Source organism: Polynucleobacter sp. UB-Raua-W9 (genome assembly GCF_018687435.1).
Taxonomy (GTDB): domain Bacteria; phylum Pseudomonadota; class Gammaproteobacteria; order Burkholderiales; family Burkholderiaceae; genus Polynucleobacter.
The window spans coordinates 718,788-737,044 of the sequence record NZ_CP061290.1 but is presented as its reverse complement, the minus strand read 5'-3'; the positions used below and the strand labels follow the sequence as shown (position 1 = coordinate 737,044).

General features: G+C 46.0%; 20 protein-coding genes. 4 read left to right on the top strand and 16 right to left on the bottom strand.

What is annotated here, in order from left to right:
* Positions 1-18: 18 nt before the first annotated feature.
* The 14 genes from truA to AOC07_RS03720 all read right to left on the bottom strand — a co-directional run bounded on the left by truA (position 19) and on the right by AOC07_RS03720 (position 12,677).
* Positions 19-846: a tRNA pseudouridine(38-40) synthase TruA gene (gene truA, locus AOC07_RS03785; RefSeq protein ID WP_215358208.1), complete on the bottom strand. Its 828-nt coding sequence runs from the start codon at positions 844-846 to the stop codon at positions 19-21.
* Between the two features lie 9 nt (positions 847-855).
* Complete coding sequence (locus AOC07_RS03780) at positions 856-2,235, bottom strand: FimV/HubP family polar landmark protein (protein WP_215358207.1); 1,380 nt, start codon at positions 2,233-2,235, stop codon at positions 856-858.
* A gap of 7 nt (positions 2,236-2,242) precedes the next feature.
* The gene (gene asd / locus AOC07_RS03775) at positions 2,243-3,400 is read right to left on the bottom strand and encodes an aspartate-semialdehyde dehydrogenase (protein WP_215358205.1); all 1,158 of its coding nucleotides are present in this window, start codon (positions 3,398-3,400) and stop codon (positions 2,243-2,245) included.
* A 23-nt stretch (positions 3,401-3,423) separates the two neighbouring features.
* A complete protein-coding gene (leuB, locus tag AOC07_RS03770; protein ID WP_215294055.1) occupies positions 3,424-4,494 on the bottom strand; it encodes a 3-isopropylmalate dehydrogenase in 1,071 nt (356 codons plus the stop codon).
* A 21-nt stretch (positions 4,495-4,515) separates the two neighbouring features.
* On the bottom strand, positions 4,516-5,163 hold the full coding sequence (gene leuD, locus AOC07_RS03765) for a 3-isopropylmalate dehydratase small subunit (RefSeq protein WP_215358204.1): 648 nt from the start codon (positions 5,161-5,163) through the stop codon (positions 4,516-4,518).
* 24 nt (positions 5,164-5,187) lie between these two features.
* On the bottom strand, positions 5,188-5,391 hold the full coding sequence (locus tag AOC07_RS03760; protein WP_215294053.1) for a hypothetical protein: 204 nt from the start codon (positions 5,389-5,391) through the stop codon (positions 5,188-5,190).
* 12 nt (positions 5,392-5,403) lie between these two features.
* Positions 5,404-6,813 (bottom strand): 3-isopropylmalate dehydratase large subunit, encoded by a 1,410-nt coding sequence (leuC, locus tag AOC07_RS03755; RefSeq protein WP_215358203.1) that lies wholly within the window; start codon positions 6,811-6,813, stop codon positions 5,404-5,406.
* A gap of 17 nt (positions 6,814-6,830) precedes the next feature.
* Complete coding sequence (gltA, locus tag AOC07_RS03750) at positions 6,831-8,144, bottom strand: citrate synthase (protein ID WP_215358202.1); 1,314 nt, start codon at positions 8,142-8,144, stop codon at positions 6,831-6,833.
* 82 nt (positions 8,145-8,226) lie between these two features.
* Positions 8,227-8,496 (bottom strand): succinate dehydrogenase assembly factor 2, encoded by a 270-nt coding sequence (locus tag AOC07_RS03745; protein WP_215358201.1) that lies wholly within the window; start codon positions 8,494-8,496, stop codon positions 8,227-8,229.
* Complete coding sequence (locus tag AOC07_RS03740) at positions 8,493-9,197, bottom strand: succinate dehydrogenase iron-sulfur subunit (RefSeq protein ID WP_215294049.1); 705 nt, start codon at positions 9,195-9,197, stop codon at positions 8,493-8,495. Before AOC07_RS03740 ends, AOC07_RS03745 begins: the two co-directional genes overlap by 4 nt.
* A 17-nt stretch (positions 9,198-9,214) precedes the next feature.
* On the bottom strand, positions 9,215-10,993 hold the full coding sequence (gene sdhA, locus AOC07_RS03735; RefSeq protein WP_215294048.1) for a succinate dehydrogenase flavoprotein subunit: 1,779 nt from the start codon (positions 10,991-10,993) through the stop codon (positions 9,215-9,217).
* 4 nt (positions 10,994-10,997) lie between these two features.
* Positions 10,998-11,363 (bottom strand): succinate dehydrogenase, hydrophobic membrane anchor protein, encoded by a 366-nt coding sequence (gene sdhD, locus AOC07_RS03730; RefSeq protein WP_215294047.1) that lies wholly within the window; start codon positions 11,361-11,363, stop codon positions 10,998-11,000.
* A gap of 24 nt (positions 11,364-11,387) precedes the next feature.
* Complete coding sequence (gene sdhC / locus AOC07_RS03725) at positions 11,388-11,807, bottom strand: succinate dehydrogenase, cytochrome b556 subunit (RefSeq protein ID WP_215358200.1); 420 nt, start codon at positions 11,805-11,807, stop codon at positions 11,388-11,390.
* A gap of 132 nt (positions 11,808-11,939) precedes the next feature.
* Positions 11,940-12,677 carry a GntR family transcriptional regulator gene (locus tag AOC07_RS03720; protein WP_215358198.1) on the bottom strand — a complete coding sequence of 246 codons (738 nt, stop codon included), beginning with the start codon at positions 12,675-12,677 and terminating at the stop codon, positions 11,940-11,942.
* A 149-nt stretch (positions 12,678-12,826) separates the two neighbouring features.
* Between AOC07_RS03720 and AOC07_RS03715 the strand changes: the two genes are divergently transcribed.
* Together AOC07_RS03715 and AOC07_RS03710 are read left to right on the top strand one after the other, a co-directional pair.
* Entirely contained in the window at positions 12,827-13,816 is a 990-nt protein-coding gene (locus AOC07_RS03715; RefSeq protein WP_215294044.1) for a malate dehydrogenase, read from the top strand.
* Positions 13,817-13,829: 13 nt separating this feature from the next.
* Positions 13,830-14,204 carry a hypothetical protein gene (locus tag AOC07_RS03710; protein ID WP_215294043.1) on the top strand — a complete coding sequence of 125 codons (375 nt, stop codon included), beginning with the start codon at positions 13,830-13,832 and terminating at the stop codon, positions 14,202-14,204.
* 62 nt (positions 14,205-14,266) lie between these two features.
* Here AOC07_RS03710 and AOC07_RS03705 read toward each other — a convergent pair whose 3' ends face one another.
* Together AOC07_RS03705 and yaaA are read right to left on the bottom strand one after the other, a co-directional pair.
* Positions 14,267-15,478, bottom strand: coding sequence for a DUF2863 family protein (locus AOC07_RS03705; protein ID WP_215294042.1), 1,212 nt, complete (start codon positions 15,476-15,478; stop codon positions 14,267-14,269).
* Complete coding sequence (yaaA, locus tag AOC07_RS03700) at positions 15,478-16,254, bottom strand: peroxide stress protein YaaA (protein WP_215358195.1); 777 nt, start codon at positions 16,252-16,254, stop codon at positions 15,478-15,480. The genes AOC07_RS03705 and yaaA overlap by 1 nt, the downstream gene beginning before the upstream one ends.
* A 59-nt stretch (positions 16,255-16,313) precedes the next feature.
* Between yaaA and AOC07_RS03695 the strand changes: the two genes are divergently transcribed.
* Positions 16,314-17,513, top strand: coding sequence for a pyridoxal phosphate-dependent aminotransferase (locus tag AOC07_RS03695; RefSeq protein ID WP_215358194.1), 1,200 nt, complete (start codon positions 16,314-16,316; stop codon positions 17,511-17,513).
* Positions 17,514-17,524: 11 nt separating this feature from the next.
* Positions 17,525-18,256: a glutathione binding-like protein gene (locus AOC07_RS03690; RefSeq protein WP_215358193.1), complete on the top strand. Its 732-nt coding sequence runs from the start codon at positions 17,525-17,527 to the stop codon at positions 18,254-18,256.
* The last annotated feature ends 1 nt before the right edge of the window (position 18,257 follow it).

Sequence of the window (18,257 nt, the reverse complement as noted above, 5' to 3'; positions counted from 1 at the left end):
ATAAGGCCTTATAAGCCCCTAAGACTGAATGATCTGAGCAGGCAACCAGGAGTTTTTTAGCCAAGGCGCTGGTATGGCAAATTCCTCCGGATAAGCAATTTTGGCCAAATATAGACCATCCGGCATAAAAGTGGGGGCAGCCAAATGGCGATCTTTAGCGGCCAACACCTCAGCCATCCATTCTGGCTGATGTTTACCGCGACCAATTTGCAAAAAGCTACCAACAAGATTGCGCACCATGTGATGCAAAAATGCATTGCCTCGAATGCGGAAATACAACCAAGGCTCATCAGAAATGATGTCAATCGCATATATTGTTTTTACCGGCGTCTTGCTTTGACATTCGGAAGATCTAAATGAGGTGAAGTCGTGCTCTCCAATAAGGCATTGAGCAGACTCTTTCATGGCATCGACATCAAACCATTGATTGGGTGGCAATAGCACATAACCCGCGCGCGCATTCACCATCGGCGAAGGACAAGGTCCTGCATGTATTGCATAAATATAGGTGCGCTCGAATGCCGAAAATCGCGCACTAAATTCTGTCGAGACTGTTTTGGCCCAATTGATAACAATCGATGGTGGCAGGAATGAATTCACCCCCCTCACCCATGAGAAATCTTCCCGCTCAACCTGTGTCTCAAAATGAACTACCTGTCCAAGCGCATGGACGCCAGCATCTGTTCTACCAGCAGTAATGGTGTGCACCGGGCAACTTTTAGCCTCTTCACCAATAAAAGCCGTAATTGCTTTTTCTAATTCTGCTTGAACAGTATTGTGATTGTGTTGAACTTGCCATCCAGCATACGGACTACCGTCGTATTGGAGGCCGAGCGCTATACGCATCGCTCAGCCCTAAGCCTGACGATGGGAAAGCTCTGATAGTAAGCCTTGCGCTTCAATCGTAATGGTTGGATCTACTGAGTTACTAACGCGAATAATTTCTTCTAAAGATTTCTTTGCTGCCGAGTAATCTTCAATAGTGATGTAAGCGCGAGCCAAGTTCAGTTTTACGCGCAAGGTATCCGCCAGAGGATTACTCTCAGACGCAACTTCAGCAGATGGCTCTTGCGCTGGAGTGGAAAGATCAAGATCAATTCCAGAAAATAGTGCTTTAGCCCGTTCAGGCATTTCAAAATTGGGGGCGGCGGCCGTCTTTTGCGAGTCTGGCTCGGCCTTAGCAAATGCAGAAGATTCTGAGCCACGCGCATTGCGCGCCAAGACCCACAGCAGAAGTCCTGTTAATGCAATTAAACCCATTGCCAAAACAGCTGGTCCAAAGCCACCCAAACCAAAATTATCAGCAACAGATTTTTTATCTTTGGATTTTTCCAAGAGTCGCTGTAAGTCAGCAATATTCTTTTGCAGTTCTGCAACACGCGCTTTGGCTTGCTCTAATTCTTTTTCTTGGGCAACCAGTTCTTCCGTATAGCGACGCTCTTCAGCGCTACCTTCAGCGCTGGAGCCAATCTTCAAACGGTCTTTTGCAGCATTCTCCCCCGCCTTAGTTTTGATGCCCTTACTAGAGCCATCAGGACCTTTATCGCCTTTTGTACCCTGATCAGCGCGCCACTGTTCATTCGCATCAGCAACAAACTGATGTGCCTCAACTGGACTAATAGAGCGCAGAAGTGCTTGGCTTGGTTTATTAAGCTCAGCTCCAGAATTTAATCTATTAATGCTGCCGCTGGCAAATGCTTCAGGATTCGCTTTGTATAAGGCCAGCATAGTCTGATCTAGGCTAGCGCCTTCCAAGCGAGGCGCCATAATGGTCGCAATCTCGGATAGACTTTGACCGGGCTTTACTATCACCTTCTGCGTATCGCCTAGTAAAAAGGTATACGTTTTAGTAAGACTTCCGCTAGACCAATTCAGCTTCACTAATATATCCAAGAATGGATCATTGCTAACTGGTACAGGGTTAACTGACTCAACTAGCACCATTAACTGTTCTTGGCGGTTTCGATAAACCATCACCTGCGGATTGAGATCTAGAATTTTTTGAGAAATTCCCAATTTTTCATAAGCAGCCTTACTCGGAAGCTCAACAGTGAGACTTGATAAAAAAGCTTTTTCATCTGGTCCACTACGAATGGGAATTTCAACACGCAAAGGTTCACCAGGGACAGACTGTAATTTAGGGACGCCTAAATAAATCGCACTGGCCGTGCAAGACCAACTGAGCAAAGTAAAGCAAATTACTTTAAGCAAACTAGATTGATCAAGACGAAGCATCTGTTCATTACCTCTCGAGTAGGATTCTGAGCATACGGCGCAAGGGCTCAGCAGCACCCCATAATAGCTGATCACCCACAGTAAATGCACTAAGATACTCCGGACCCATCGCCAATTTGTGCAATCTGCCGATAGGCACAGTCAAAGTGCCACTCACTGCTGCCGGCGATAAGTCTCGTTCTGTCAATTCACGGTCGTTTGGCACTACTTTGACCCATTGGCTATCATTTGCCAAGATAGATTCGATTTCCTTAAGTGGAATATCCTTCTTTAACTTCACAGTCAAACCTTGTGAATGGCAACGCATTGCGCCAACACGTACGCACAATCCATCGATTGGAATACTGCCAGGAGTGCGGAATGCTGGACGACCCAAGATTTTGTTGAACTCAGCGCCACCCTTCCACTCTTCTTTCGTTTGACCATTTTCAACTGGCACATCAATCCATGGAATCAAACTACCAGCCAAGGCAGTGTTGCGGAAATTCTTTTTCGGAAAATCTGCTGAACGTAATGTTTCCGTTACCTTACGATCAATATCCAAAATCCATGAGGACGGGTCTGCTAATTCAGTAGCAACACTGTCGCGCAAAGCACCCATTTGCAAAAGCAACTCACGCATGTTTTGTGCGCCAGCACCAGATGCCGCTTGGTAAGTCATGGCGCTGATCCACTCAACCATGTCAGCCTTTACCAAACCACCCATGGCCATCATCATCAAGCTCACGGTGCAGTTACTACCAATCCAGTTTCTACCTCCAGCAGCCAATGCCTGATCAATTACGGGACGGTTGACTGGATCCAATACCAAGACAGCATCATCCTTCATGCGCAATGCACTAGCAGCATCAATCCAATGACCAGCCCAGCCTGCAGCTCGCAGTTTTGGAAATATTTCGTTGGTGTAGTCACCACCTTGGCAAGTCAAAATGATGTCGCAACGTGACAATGCTTGGATGTCATTGGCATCTCGCAAAGTACTTTCGCTCTTTGTTACTTTTTGACCATTGAGCAATGGCACTTCGCCTCCTGCTTGGCTAGTACTAAAGAAGATAGGTTCGATTAGGTCGAAATCTTTTTCAGCAAGCATGCGCTCCATCAGGACGCTACCGACCATACCACGCCAGCCAACTAAGCCTACTATAGGAGTTTTTGTATTTACCATGATGAATAAATTTTTATGTCGATTTATGAGAGTGCGGCGACTACTGCATCGCCCATTTGTACAGTAGATACTTTTTGAGTGCCCGCGGTATAAATATCAGCTGTACGCAAGCCTTGTGCCAATACTGTTTGCACAGCTTTTTCAATCCGATCCGCTTCAGCTGGCATTCCCAAGGAATAGCGCAGCATCATTGCCGCAGAAAGAATCGTTGCCAAGGGATTCGCAATACCTTTGCCGGCAATGTCAGGTGCAGAACCGTGGCTGGGCTCATACAAACCCTTATTGTTCTTGTCTAATGATGCGGAAGGCAACATACCAATGGAGCCTGTAAGCATCGCTGCCTCATCAGAAAGAATATCTCCGAACAGATTACCAGTTACCACCACATCAAATGCCTTGGGCGCTTTTACCAACTGCATTGCAGCGTTATCCACATACATATGGGATAACTCAACATCAGGATATTCTTTAGAAATACGAATCATCACCTCGCGCCACAGTTGTGAAGTTTCTAAAACGTTTGCTTTATCAACGCTACATACTTTCTTGCCACGTTTGCGCGCCGCCTCAAAAGCAACGCGACCAATACGCTCTACTTCAGGCTCACTGTAGTGCATGGTGTCGAAACCTTCGCGCGCACCTTTAAACAAAGGCAACTCTGAACTACGAATACCACGCGGTTGACCAAAATAGATGTCGCCATTCAATTCACGCACAATCAAAATATCTAAGCCACCAATAATCTCTGGCTTCAAACTAGACGCTGCAGTTAACTCTGGGTAGCAAATTGCTGGTCTGAAGTTAGCAAACAGTTCTAAGTGTTTGCGCAATCCTAAAATAGCCTGCTCTGGACGCAATTCACGCGCAAGGGTATCGTATTTCCAATCACCCACTGCACCAAATAAAATCGCATCAGCATTCTTTGCCAAATCAAGAGTTGCTGGCGGCAAAGGGTGTCCGGCGACATCATAAGCGGCGCCACCAACAGGGGCTTCTTCAAGATCAAACTTTGGGCCGAGTGCATTTAAAACTCGAACGGCTTGAGCAACGATTTCCGGGCCGATACCATCGCCCGGTAGAACTGCAATTTTCATGAAAGGCCTTTAAATCTAAAATTACGGCAATTGTGTCGCAAGCCAAGGCATTTTGAGAATGCGCTCGGCTTCATAAGCCTTGATTTTATCTGCATGTCGCAGAGTTAAGCCGATATCGTCCAGACCATTGAGAAGGCAATACTTTCTGAATGGGGCTACTTCGAAGCTATATACAGTGCTATCAGGGGTAATCACCTGTTGAGCTTCGAGATCAATAGTGAGCTGATAGCCACTAAATGCGAGGGTTTCGTTAAACAGGTGATCAACCTGAATTTCTGTCAAAACGATGGGTAGAAGACCGTTTTTGAAGCAATTATTGTAAAAAATATCGGCAAAACTAGGGGCGATGACTGCCCTAAAACCGAATTGATCAAGCGCCCAAGGGGCGTGTTCACGGGAGCTGCCACAACCAAAGTTTTTGCGCGCCAAAAGAATCCCGGCATCCTTGTACCGAGCCTGATTCAGAATAAAATCAGGATTAACTGGGCGAGTACTGCAATCCTGCCCTGGCTCACCATGATCTAAATAACGCCACTCATCAAATAAGTTTTGACCGAAACCAGTCTTCTTGATGGATTTGAGAAACTGTTTCGGAATAATAGCGTCGGTATCCACGTTCTCGCGATTAAGCGGAGCAACCAAACCTTTGTATACCGTAAATTTATCCATGATTCTGACTTTAACTCTTAATGTTTACTTCACAGGGGTAATCACAACATCTTTACCCTTGGTTTGTGACTGATTATTTTGGGTGCTATTTGAGCTATCCATTGACTTACCCATCGTTTGTAAATCTTTCCCCATGCCTTCAAACGTATTGCTGCAAGCAGAGATGGTAAGACCTGCAATACCAACGATAGCTAATTTAGCCATTAAAGATACTGGAGAAAATTTCATTCTGAATGGCCCTTATGAAATCTTACGTACATCAACAAAATGACCTTCAATTGCAGCGGCAGCTGCCATCGCAGGACTCACTAAATGGGTGCGACCGCCATTACCTTGGCGGCCTTCAAAGTTACGATTGGAAGTTGATGCGCAACGCTCACCCGGCTCTAAGCGATCAGCATTCATTGCCAAACACATAGAGCAACCTGGCTCGCGCCATTCAAAGCCAGCAGCCTTAAAGATGCGATCCAAGCCCTCACGCTCAGCTTGCGCTTTAACCAATCCCGAACCAGGAACAACCAATGCCAACTTCACATTCGCCGCAACTTTTTTACCAAGACGATCAACCACTTTAGCTGCTGCGCGCATGTCTTCGATGCGGCTATTGGTGCAGGAGCCAATAAATACTTTATCAACGGAAATACTGCTTAGTGGCGTATTCGGAGTCAGATTCATGTACTCCAATGCACGCTCCATTGCAGTACGCTTATTAGGGTCACGCTCTTTTTCTGGATCAGGAACACGTTCGCTGATGGCAAGCACCATTTCTGGTGAAGTGCCCCAAGTCACTTGAGGGGCAATCTCTTCTGCGCGCAACTCCACTACTGCATCAAATTTTGCATCTAAATCAGAATGCAAAGTTCTCCAATACTGTAAAGCTTGCAATAACGCCGGGCCTTTTGGTGAGTATGGGCGACCTTGAATATATTCAATAGTGGTTTCATCAACGGCAACTAAGCCCGCTCTTGCACCAGCTTCAATTGCCATATTACAAAGGGTCATACGACCTTCCATCGATAGGCTGCGTATGGCTTCGCCAGCAAACTCGATGGTGTAGCCCGTTCCCCCTGCAGTGCCAATCTTACCGATGACAGCAAGAACGATATCTTTAGCAGTAGAGCCTGGCTGCAAACGGCCATCTACTTTAACCAACATATTCTTGCTCTTTTTCATGAGCAGGGTTTGAGTCGCCAATACGTGCTCGACTTCTGAAGTGCCAATACCAAATGCCAAAGCACCAAATGCGCCATGAGTACTAGTATGCGAATCACCGCACACCACCGTCATGCCCGGTAACGTTGCGCCCTGCTCTGGCCCAATCACATGAACAATTCCTTGACGGGCATCGTTCATTTTGTATTGGGTAATACCAAAAGCATCGCAGTTTTGATCCAAGGTATCTACTTGCAATTTTGAAATTGGATCAGCAATACCTTCAGAGCGATCTGTTGTTGGCACGTTATGGTCTGAAACTGCTAAATTCGCAGAGATACGCCAAACTGGGCGGCCGGCCATATTCAAGCCTTCAAACGCTTGTGGGCTAGTTACCTCATGCAGTAGCTGACGATCAATATAGATCGTCGCTGTGCCATCTTCTTCAGAGTAAACAACGTGGTCATCCCACAATTTGTCATAAAGCGTACGAGACATGAGCGACCTTAAGAACCTTATTTACGAACCGAGATGTTAGGAACCTTGCGTGAAGTTTCACCAACATACAGCTGACGTGGACGTCCGATCTTGTACTCTGGATCGGTAATCATCTCTTCCCACTGCGCAATCCAGCCTACTGTTCTTGCCAAAGCAAAAATACAGGTAAACATTTCTGTTGGGATGCCAAGTGCGCGCTGCACGATGCCCGAATAGAAGTCCACGTTTGGATAGAGCTTACGGCTAACGAAATACTCATCTTCCAAAGCAATCTTCTCAAGGGTCATTGCCAACTTGAACAATGGATCATCTTGCAGACCGAGTTCGTTCAAAACTTCATAGCAAGTCTCACGCATCAATTTTGCACGTGGATCAAAGTTTTTGTAAACACGATGGCCAAAGCCCATCAAACGAACGCTAGAGTTCTTGTCTTTCACTTGAGCGATAAATTCATGGATCTTATCAACGCCACCGCTTGCTTGAATCTCATTCAACATCTGTAAGCAAGCTTCGTTTGCTCCACCGTGAGCCGGACCCCATAGACAGGCTATACCAGCAGAAATAGCAGCAAATGGATTTGTGCCTGAAGAGCCGCACAAACGCACGGTCGATGTAGAAGCATTTTGCTCATGGTCTGCATGTAAGGTAAAGATGCGGTCCAAAGCACGTACCAATACTGGGTTTACTTTGTACTCTTCACATGGGGTAGCAAACATCATGCGCATAAAGTTGGCGGTGTATGACAAAGAATTATCTGGATAGATAAAAGGTTGTCCTACTGAATACTTGTATGCCATTGCCACAAGGGTTGGCATCTTCGCGATCAAACGAATTTGCGCTACTTCACGGGCCTTAGGCTCGCTGTAGTCAATCTCGTCATGGTAGAAAGCAGCCATGGCGCCAACCAAGCCAGTCAATACTGACATTGGGTGCGCATCACGACGGAAACCGCGCAAGAAGAATTGCATCTGCTCATGAACCATGGTGTGGTGCATAACCATTTCTTCAAAATCTTTTTTCTCGGTAGCGTTTGGCAATTCACCATTAATCAGCAGAAAGCATACTTCCAAGAAGTCGCAGTTATTTGCCAGGTCTTCAATTGGGTAGCCGCGATAGAGCAACTCACCTTTGTCGCCATCGATATAAGTAATTTTGCTATTGCAAGACGCAGTAGAAAGAAAACCTGAATCGTAAGTGAACTTACCAGTCTGACCATAGAGCTTGCGAATATCGATTACATCAGGACCAACTGTTCCTTTGTAAATTGGCAGATCAATATCTGGCGTGCCATCCGAAAACGAGAGTTTTGCTTTGATGTCCGATTCAATCATTTCTAATCCTTAGTCATTCAAAATTATGAGTAAAACACTATTCAATCACATGCCATCACTACCACTGCACCAAAAAGCTGAATTATTTCTCTCTGAGCTTTTGTAAAACTGCTTTGAAAGAATCAGACTGCATCTCTTTCTCCAACATTGATACTGAATCTTTACGACCAATTAACAAATCCATGAGGTCATTGTCATCAAGGGCCAATAACTGACTTAAAACGATTCCATCTGCTTCGCTCAACTGAGCGCCATAACGCTCAAAGAAGCGCTGCAGAATTAAGTCGTTTTCTAGCAAGCCTCTACGAGCATCACTCTTTAAACGATATAACTCTGCATTGCCTAGGGTCATACTGCCCTACGAACCATCAACTCCTTGATCTTGCCAATTGCCTTGGTTGGGTTCAAGTGCTTAGGACAGACGTCCACACAATTCATAATGGTATGGCAGCGGAATAAGCGATACGGATCTTCCAGATTATCCAAGCGCTGCGATGTTTCTTCGTCACGGCTATCAGCAATAAAGCGATATGCCTGTAACAAGCCCGCTGGACCCACAAACTTATCAGGGTTCCACCAGAATGATGGGCATGAAGTTGAGCAAGATGCGCACAAGATGCACTCATACAAGCCATTTAACTCTTCACGCTCTTCAGGGCTCTGAAGGCGCTCTTTTTCTGGAGGTGGATTGTCATTTACCAAGTAAGGTTTGATAGACAGGTATTGTTTGAAAAACAAAGTCATGTCGACGATCAAATCACGCACGACTGGCAAGCCAGGCAATGGGCGCAATGTGATGACCTTAGGCAAAGTCAACATATTGGTCAAACAAGCCAAACCATTTTTACCGTTGATGTTCATCGCATCTGAACCGCACACACCTTCACGGCATGAACGACGATAAGAAATTGTTTCGTCTTGCTTCTTTAAAGAAATCAAGGCATCTAACAACATACGTTCGCCAGTAAGCTCTAGCTCATAGCGCTGCATGCGTGGAGCTGCATCGACATCTGGATCGTAGCGGTAAATTTCAAATATACGGATATCACTCATTTTCTATTTCTCTTCGCTTAGAAAGTACGTTCTTTAGGAGGGAAGGACTCAACAGTCAAGGGCTTTAATACCACTGGCTTATAAGAGAGCTTATTTCCTTCGCTATACCAAAGGGTATGCTTCATCCAGTTGTCATCATCCCGATGCTGGTGATCATCATGTGAGTGTGCGCCGCGACTTTCTTTGCGGGCTGCAGCAGAAATCATGGTTGCATTGGCAGTCTCAACTAAGTTAGCTACTTCCAACGCTTCAATACGCGCTGTATTGAAAATCTCAGACTTATCTTTGACCCACAAGTTCTGAGCACGCTCAGTCAATTTCGCCATTTGACGAACGCCTTCATCCATCAGCTCTTGATTACGGAACACGCCAGCATATTTCTGCATACACTTGCGAATGTCGTTAGCAACGTCTTGTGCGTACTCACCAGAAGTAGAGTTATCTAACTTCGCAATACGTTCCAAGGTTTGCTGACCAGCATTCTCAGGCAATTTCTTGAACTCACGATTCTTCAAGCCCAAGCCAACAATGTGGTTACCCGCTGCGCGACCAAATACCAAAAGGTCTAGTAATGAGTTAGTGCCTAAACGGTTTGCACCGTGAACGGAGACGCATGAGCATTCACCAATGGCATACAAGCCATTCACGATTTCGTTATGAATACCGTTGGCAGGCACAACCACTTGCCCATTGATGTTAGTTGGAATGCCACCCATCTGATAGTGAATGGTTGGCACAACTGGAATGGGCTCTTTAGTCACGTCAACGTTAGCAAAGTTAATGCCAATTTCATACACAGAAGGTAAACGCTTCATGATCGTTTCGGCGCCAATGTGCGTCAAATCCAGCACAACATAATCACCGTTGGGACCACAACCGCGCCCTTCTTTAATTTCTTGATCCATGCAACGAGATACGAAATCGCGTGGCGCTAAATCCTTATAGGTTGGCGCATAACGCTCCATGAAACGCTCTCCGTCTTTGTTGCGCAAGATACCGCCTTCACCGCGGCAACCCTCTGTCAGCAATACGCCCGCACCCGCTACGCCGGTTGGGTGGAACTGCCAGAACTCCATGTCTTCCAATGGAATACCTGCGCGGGCTGCAAGACCCATACCGTCGCCGGTATTAATAAATGCGTTAGTAGAGGCGTCCCAAATACGGCCTGCACCACCTGTAGCCAACATAACAACCTTGGCCTCAAGGATATAAACCTGACCAGTCTCCATTTCAAGAGCGGTAACACCAACGACATCACCCTCATCGTCACGAATTAAATCCAGGGCTAACCACTCAACAAAGAAATTGGTTTTAGCGCGCACGTTACGCTGATACAAGGTGTGCAACATTGCGTGACCAGTACGGTCAGCAGCAGCGCAAGCACGTTGCACTGGTTTTTCACCATAGTTTGCAGTGTGACCACCGAATGGACGCTGATAAATCGTACCATCTGGGTTACGGTCAAATGGCATCCCAAAATGCTCTAATTCGTAAACAACTTTTGGCGCCTCACGACACATAAACTCGATGACGTCCTGGTCACCTAACCAATCAGAACCTTTAATAGTGTCATAAAAGTGATAGTGCCAATTGTCTTCGCTCATATTACCCAATGAAGCACCAATACCACCTTGTGCAGCAACCGTATGTGAACGTGTTGGGAAAACTTTCGTTAATACAGCAACATTGAGACCAGCTTCCGCCAATTGCAATGAAGCACGCATACCTGAACCACCCGCACCAATAATCACCGCATCAAAACGGCGGCGTGGCAATGATTTTTGAATTGCAGTCATCGAATTACACTTTCCACAAAATTTGGACGGCATAGGCCGCACAGGCTACGAGATAGAGGACGGTCAACACTTGCAGTGTTAAACGAATACTTACGGGCTTGATGTAATCCATCCAGATATCGCGCACACCAATCCAGGCGTGATAGAAAAGGCTGAATAAAGCCAACAAGGTTAAAAGCTTCATAAACTGATTGGCGAAAAGACCAGACCAGCCTTCATAAGTTGCGCTACCAGTGATGCAGTAGTCAACCAGCAAAACAACTGTAAATATCACCATCACAATCGCAGTGACGCGTTGGATGATCCACTCTTTAAGACCGTAATGGGCGCCTACAACTAAGCGCTTTGGTCCAATTTGATAAATAGGCATGAAATTTCCTTAAGTGATGTGCGCTTAGTACAGGTCAAATAATTTGAGGCCAACGATTGCCGTCAGAGCCAAGCCAACAATTAAAACAATGATGGCAGAGCGATTGGATTCCGACTTCTCCACCCCGATTTCCAAATCGAGTAAGAGGTAACGGATACCAGCACAAAAGTGGTGCAAGAATGACCAGATCAAGCCTAAGCAAATTATTTTTACCAAAATGTTGCCAGTAAAAGCTTGGAATTTTTGATAACTCAACTCAGAAGCCAAACTCTGATCAAAGAGATACAAGATGAATGGCAATAAGAGGAACAATACCGCTCCGCTAATGCGGTGAAGAATAGAAACCTTCCCTGCCCAAGGAAGGCGATATTTCACTAATTGGGCTAGGCCAATATTTCGATAAACCGGTTTATCTTTTTTTACATTGTGTTGTGCATCAACCATGGGCAATCTCGATGTTTAAGTGGAGGTTTATTGTGGTTTTGTTGTGTCGCAACATATTCTATTGGAAACCTTAGGGGTGGTGGGGATTTTTTAGTGTTTAAAAGCGTTAAATAGGGGTTTTAACGGATATTTTTAGTTCAATTTATTTTCGTAGTGCTGCTCTGAAGTGTCGTATCTGGCATGACGAATTTCTACTGGTTTATTCCCGTAAGTGAAGGCCACTCTCTCAACAGAAAGCAGTGGTGCGCCAAGTGGCAATTGGAGATGACCCGCCAAGACTTCATCAGCAGCTACTGCCTTAATTTTTTCTTCTGCACGCACCATATGTGTCGCAAATTGACTCTCATAGAAAGCGTATACCGGACCATGCCAGGTATTCAGCGCCTCGAGATCAAGATCCTTAAAGCGGGCTCCAGGTAGCCAAATCTCTTCAAAAACAATGGGTTTACCTGCAAAACTCTGGACACGATCAATATGAATCACTGCGTCACCTGCCTTTAATTTAAGCAAATCCGCTATATATGGACTTGCTTTAGCCCTGACACAGGCTAAAAACTGGCTAGTGAGATGAAATTTCTCACCAGAATCAGGGGCTAAGCGTAAAAAACGATATTGCCAATCGTCTTCTTGATGGGTGGCAACAAAAGTACCCTTCCCTTGACGTCTCACCAATAAGCTTTGGGCTGCCAGCTCATCGATAGCCTTGCGGACGGTGCCCTGGCTAACGGCATAGCGTGCCGCCAATTCCATTTCACTAGGGATGGCTGCTCCAGGAAGCCATTCTGCAGCTTGCAGGCTAGCCAAAATCATTGACTTGATCTGCTCGTACAGAGGGCTAAATGAGGCAACAGGCAAATTGACTTCTGACAAATTGACTCCAGTCGATAGCAATTGGATAAAATTTACGGTGATTCTAGTCTTATATAAGACGTCATTGACAGTGTAAAGCGAAAGTCCATACACTTAAATGGATAATAGAAATGTTTTGATTAATTAACCTTCCTCTGGAGTTATTAGTAATGGCAAAAGCCCCAATGCGTGTCGCTGTAACCGGTGCAGCCGGTCAAATCGGATATTCCCTTCTGTTCCGTATCGCCAATGGCGACCTTTTGGGCAAAGACCAGCCTGTCATCCTCCAGTTGCTTGAGATTCCGGATGAGAAAGCTCAAAAAGCCTTGGCTGGCGTGATGATGGAATTAGAGGACTGCGCATTCCCACTATTGGCAGGCATGACAGCGCACTCTGACCCCATGACCGCGTTTAAAGATATTGACGTAGCCCTCTTGGTTGGCGCACGTCCTCGCGGTCCTGGCATGGAGCGTAAAGATTTACTCTCTGCTAACGCACAAATTTTTACGGCTCAAGGCAAGGCATTGAATGCAGTTGCTAAGAAGACTGTCAAAGTATTGGTGGTTGGTAACCCAGCAAATACCAATGCATATATCGCGATGAAATCTGCTCCAGATATTCCTGCGAAGAACTTCACAGCAATGTTGCGTCTCGATCACAATCGCGCACTCTCACAGTTGGCCACAAAGCTAAACAAGCCTGTTGCTGACATTGAGAAACTGATTGTTTGGGGTAACCACAGTCCAACAATGTATCCAGACTATCGCTTTGCAACGATCGATGGTCAGTCTGTAAAAGACGCCATTAACGATCCAGCCTGGAACAAGGATACCTTCATTCCTACCGTTGGTAAGCGTGGCGCAGCCATCATTGACGCTCGTGGTCTCTCATCTGCAGCTTCTGCTGCAAATGCTGCGATTGATCACATGCGTGATTGGGTGCTCGGTACGAATGGCAAATGGGTCACTATGGGTATTCCTTCTAAAGGCGAGTACGGTATTCCAGCTGAAGTGATTTATGGCTTCCCAGTAGTGTGCGAAAACGGCGAGTACAAAATGATCGAAGGTTTAGAGATCGATGAATTCTCCCGTGAGCGCATGACTCATACCCTCAATGAATTGCTTGAAGAGCAAGCTGGCGTGAAGCATTTGCTCTCCTAAGGAAAAATTACACATGAAGAAAAATCTTCTTACCATTAGCGTTGTCATTGCCAGTTTTTTTGCTGCTGCACACGTCAGCGCTAGTGAAGAAGTTTTCACTTGGACTTGCAGCGAAAGTAAACAGTTCAAAACTTCTGGCACTACCGAGAAAGTTCGCTTAACTTGGGAATCCAAAACGTTCGACTTAGATCGTCAAACTTCATTGCCTGGCAGTCTGCGTTACAAAAACACAAACAGCGGGCATGACCTTGTTGTGCTTGGTAACAAGGCAATGTTGTTTAACATTAAAGCGGGCGTCAGGCTGGCTGACTTCTGCCAAACCGCAGAGATGAGATCTGGCAAGTTACCGCATTTATTTGCTGGTGCTGAGCCGTTTACTCAGAACTAATGCTTCATCAACGCATCAATTAAAAAGCCGAGAGTTTCTCGGCTTTTTCTTTTGTTTTTGTATTAGTGAAATAGGGGTTGTTGGGTTGGAGAGTCTTCGGGCATCTCTGCATGCACTGCCTCTCCTGAGCGATCGGGGAATAGCGGGGCGCCACAGTCATCACATAACTCTGGCTCAAAAAGCATTGCATGACGAAAGACATCCTCCACTCCAGCATCATGCAAAGCATCGCATATTTTCTTGATTGGGCTTTCATCATCCGACAGATCATTTAAGGCATCGCTCGCCACGCTCTCGCGGTCATACAAAGGCCAGATCACGCCATACATAATTTCTGGGGATCCCTTTGCGCTAAAGGAAATGCGGTACTCATCAGCCTGCTCTTCTCCAAATGCACCCACTACGCAAGATAAGCCAGCAGGCAAGATACCTAAACCGCTCTCTAAAAAGTTCACCGCTGCGCGAATACTCAAGGGACGAACATGCTTATCGGCTAAACGGCAATTTGTGAAATAAGATTCTGGAAGTAAGAGTTCGAATTCACAACCTGGCAGCAAAGAAGCAATCGGCTCTTGCATTGCGTTTTGCCAACCAATCAAGCTCACGCCACGTTCTTGCCGAGCTGGAGGCTCAGCCTGCCAACGGAAGATAGGGGCTCCACTGGGCGCACTTAAAGCAGCAATAATGAAACGGGGATCAGCCAGGACTGCAATGGTCTCAGACATATCGCGCAACTCAAGCTTGACATCTTTATTGCAGATGGCCGCATTAGCCAAGGACTCAGTCAAGACACGTGTTTGACAATGAGAGTGAGGCATCTGATCAATGCTGTAGAGCCAAGGAACAATGGCAAGACGGGTATCAGGGGCAGCAATAGCAGCGTTCAAGGCCTGCGCAGTCGCCTCAATAATACTTGCCGGTAAAGGTCCAGAAGGAATTTGATAACGGGTATGCGCCACAATCGGCATCGCCAATAAAAGAACATCCCACTCCTGCCCCTCATGCTCCATTCTCAGGGACTCCGCCAAGGTTTCTGCAGAATCCGCAAGTACTTCAAAGGCAACCGTGTTGATGCGAAAAGTTTGATCTAGAGCGGCATCAATCACATTTTGATTTTGGCTTTTCAGTAAACGCATCAAACGAATATTGAGGCGATCTTCCCAAAAGCGATCTTCAATCTGACTGCCAGAGGCTGCCAAGGAAATGGCGTCAGATACCAGCTTTTCAACTTCGGGAGAACTGCGTTGCGAAGACTTCGTGCGATGTACGGCCATTATTTTTTCTCTGCCCTTCTAAATACCGGCTTGTCTAACTTCGATTCTGCAGCAAAATACTTATACCCATCCAAATGAAAACCTTTTAAATCGGCTGGATCGGTAATGCGGTTCTCGACTACGTAACGCGCCATCAACCCACGTGCGCGCTTGGCATAAAACGAAATGATTTTGTACTTTCCGTCTTTAGCGTCCTGAAATACAGGGGAAATAACAGGGCAATCCAAATCTTTAGCCTGCAAGACCTTGAAATACTCCTCTGAGGCCAGGTTGAGTAGCGCAGGCTTCTTTTGCTTTTCCAATATTTTCTTGAGCGAATCCGTTACCCGGCTACCCCAAAAAGCGTAAAGATCCTTGCCTCTTATATTGTTGAATGCAGTGCCCATTTCCAGGCGATAGGCCTGCATCAAATCGAGGGGCCTTAAGGCACCATAGAGACCAGACAAAATCCGGATATGGTCTTGAGCAAAATCAACTGCCTTGGCATTAAGGGTTTTGACGTCAAAGCCGTCATAGACATCACCATCAAAGGCATAGATCGCTGGCTTGCTGTTCTCTTCGGTAAATTTCTTAGACCAATCCCGGTAACGGCCGACATTTAAGGCTGCCAATGGATCGGACAAACCCATTAGCTTAGCTAGGTCCTGAGGGGACAGCTTTTTGAGGTCAGCGATCAGTTTGGCCGATTCCGAGACAAATTCAGGCAAGGTAGGCGCCTTGACCTGGACTGGGGTCTTGTAGTCTAAGGATTTAGCGGGAGAAAGTACGATCAGCATGGCACAATTTGTATATGTATTTTTACCATTCTAGCGACTACTAGACTTCCCTGCCCCAAATGACCGCGCCAGACCACGCACCCTCATTTCCGAGTCGCCTACCCAATGTAGGAACAACGGTATTTACCGTTATGTCTGCGCTTGCAGTGGAGCATCAAGCAATCAACTTAGGGCAAGGCTTTCCAGATTTTCCTTGTGATCGCAAATTAATTACTAGCGTCAATGATGCGATGCTCGCCGATCGCAACCAATACCCCCCCATGATTGGCATCGCTGAACTGCGTAACGGAATTTGCCAAAAGATTAAAAACCTATATGGCCATCACTATGATCCCGATAAAGAAATCACGATTACTGCGGGGGGTACTCAGGGCATTCTCACAGCAATACTTGCCTGTGTAAGCCCAGGCGACGAAGTGGTTATCATTGAACCTGCTTACGATAGCTACCGACCCTCAATTGAATTGGCAGGTGGCAAAACCATTGCAGTATCACTTCAAGTAAAGCGTGACCCAAATGGTCAAGTGGCCTCTTATGAAATTCCTTGGGAGGCTTTGGCTAAGGCTATTCATTCCAAAACACGCTTACTCATCATTAACTCTCCGCACAATCCTACTGGAATGGTGTGGCAAGAAGCTGATTTAGATCGCCTAGCGCAATTAGTGAAAAATACTTCTGCGCTCATTTTGAGTGATGAAGTCTATGAGCATATGGTCTTTGACGGCGCCGAACATCACAGCGTTGCCTCCCACCCAGAGCTGGCTGCAAGGAGTTTTCTAATTTCCAGCTTTGGTAAGACTTATCACGTTACTGGCTGGAAGGTCGGCTATGTAGCAGCGCCTCCCTTGCTCACTAAAGAATTTCGAAAGGTTCACCAGTTCAATGTCTTTACTGTAAATACACCAATGCAGTATGGCCTCGCTTCCTATCTAGAAGATGCATCGCATTACTTAAATCTTCCGGATTTTTATCAATCCAAACGGGATTTTTTTCGGGCTGGTTTAGAGAAGACTCAATTTAAGCTACTGCCAACACCTGGCACTTATTTTCAGTGCGTCGATTACTCTGCACTGAGCATTCCAGAATCCAAATTGAATGAAGCAGATTTTTGTCAATGGCTCACCACCAAAGTTGGTGTAGCGGCTATCCCCGTTTCCGCTTTTTATGATCAACCCACTGAATCTGGCGTGATCCGCTTCTGTTATGCCAAAGAAGAACAGACTTTATCGAATGCCTTACAACGCTTACAAAACTTATAGAGAGATCCCCCATGGCAAATAAGCAATCCAAAAACGTCATTGATGTTTATAGCTGGCCAACGCCGAATGGCCACAAGGTCCACATCATGCTGGAGGAATGTGGCTATCGCTTAGGTAAGGATTGGGTTGCCCATCCCATTGATATTGGCGCTGGTGATCAGTTTGCCAAGGACTTTTTAAAGATTAGTCCGAATAATAAGATTCCGGCATTAGTAGACCCCCATGGGCCCGATGGAAAGCCAATCAGTATTTTTGAATCCGGCGCCATCTTGCTCTACCTCGCCAGCAAGACCGGCAAGTTTCTTCCTAAAACAACTCGCGCTAAGTATGAGGTTTTGCAATGGCTCATGTTCCAAATGGGTGGTTTAGGACCTATGCTTGGGCAAAACCACCATTTTCGACTGTACGCCCCCGAGAAAATTGACTACGCCATTCATCGCTACACCAATGAAGCAAAGCGTTTATATGGAGTTCTGGATGCGCAACTGAAAGATAATCCTTACATAGCAGGTAAAACCTACTCGATTGCGGATATGGCGATTTACCCTTGGACGCGAAATTGGAAAAATCAAGGTATTGAGATTAATGACTTTCCTCATTTCAAGCATTGGTTTGAAAAGCTTAGTGAACGTCCAGCAGTCAAGCGTGGTTGCGAAGTATTAACCGCATTACGCAAGCCCTTGACAGACAATAAGGCTAGAGAGCAATTATTTGGTTCAACCCAGTATCAAAAGAGGAAATGAA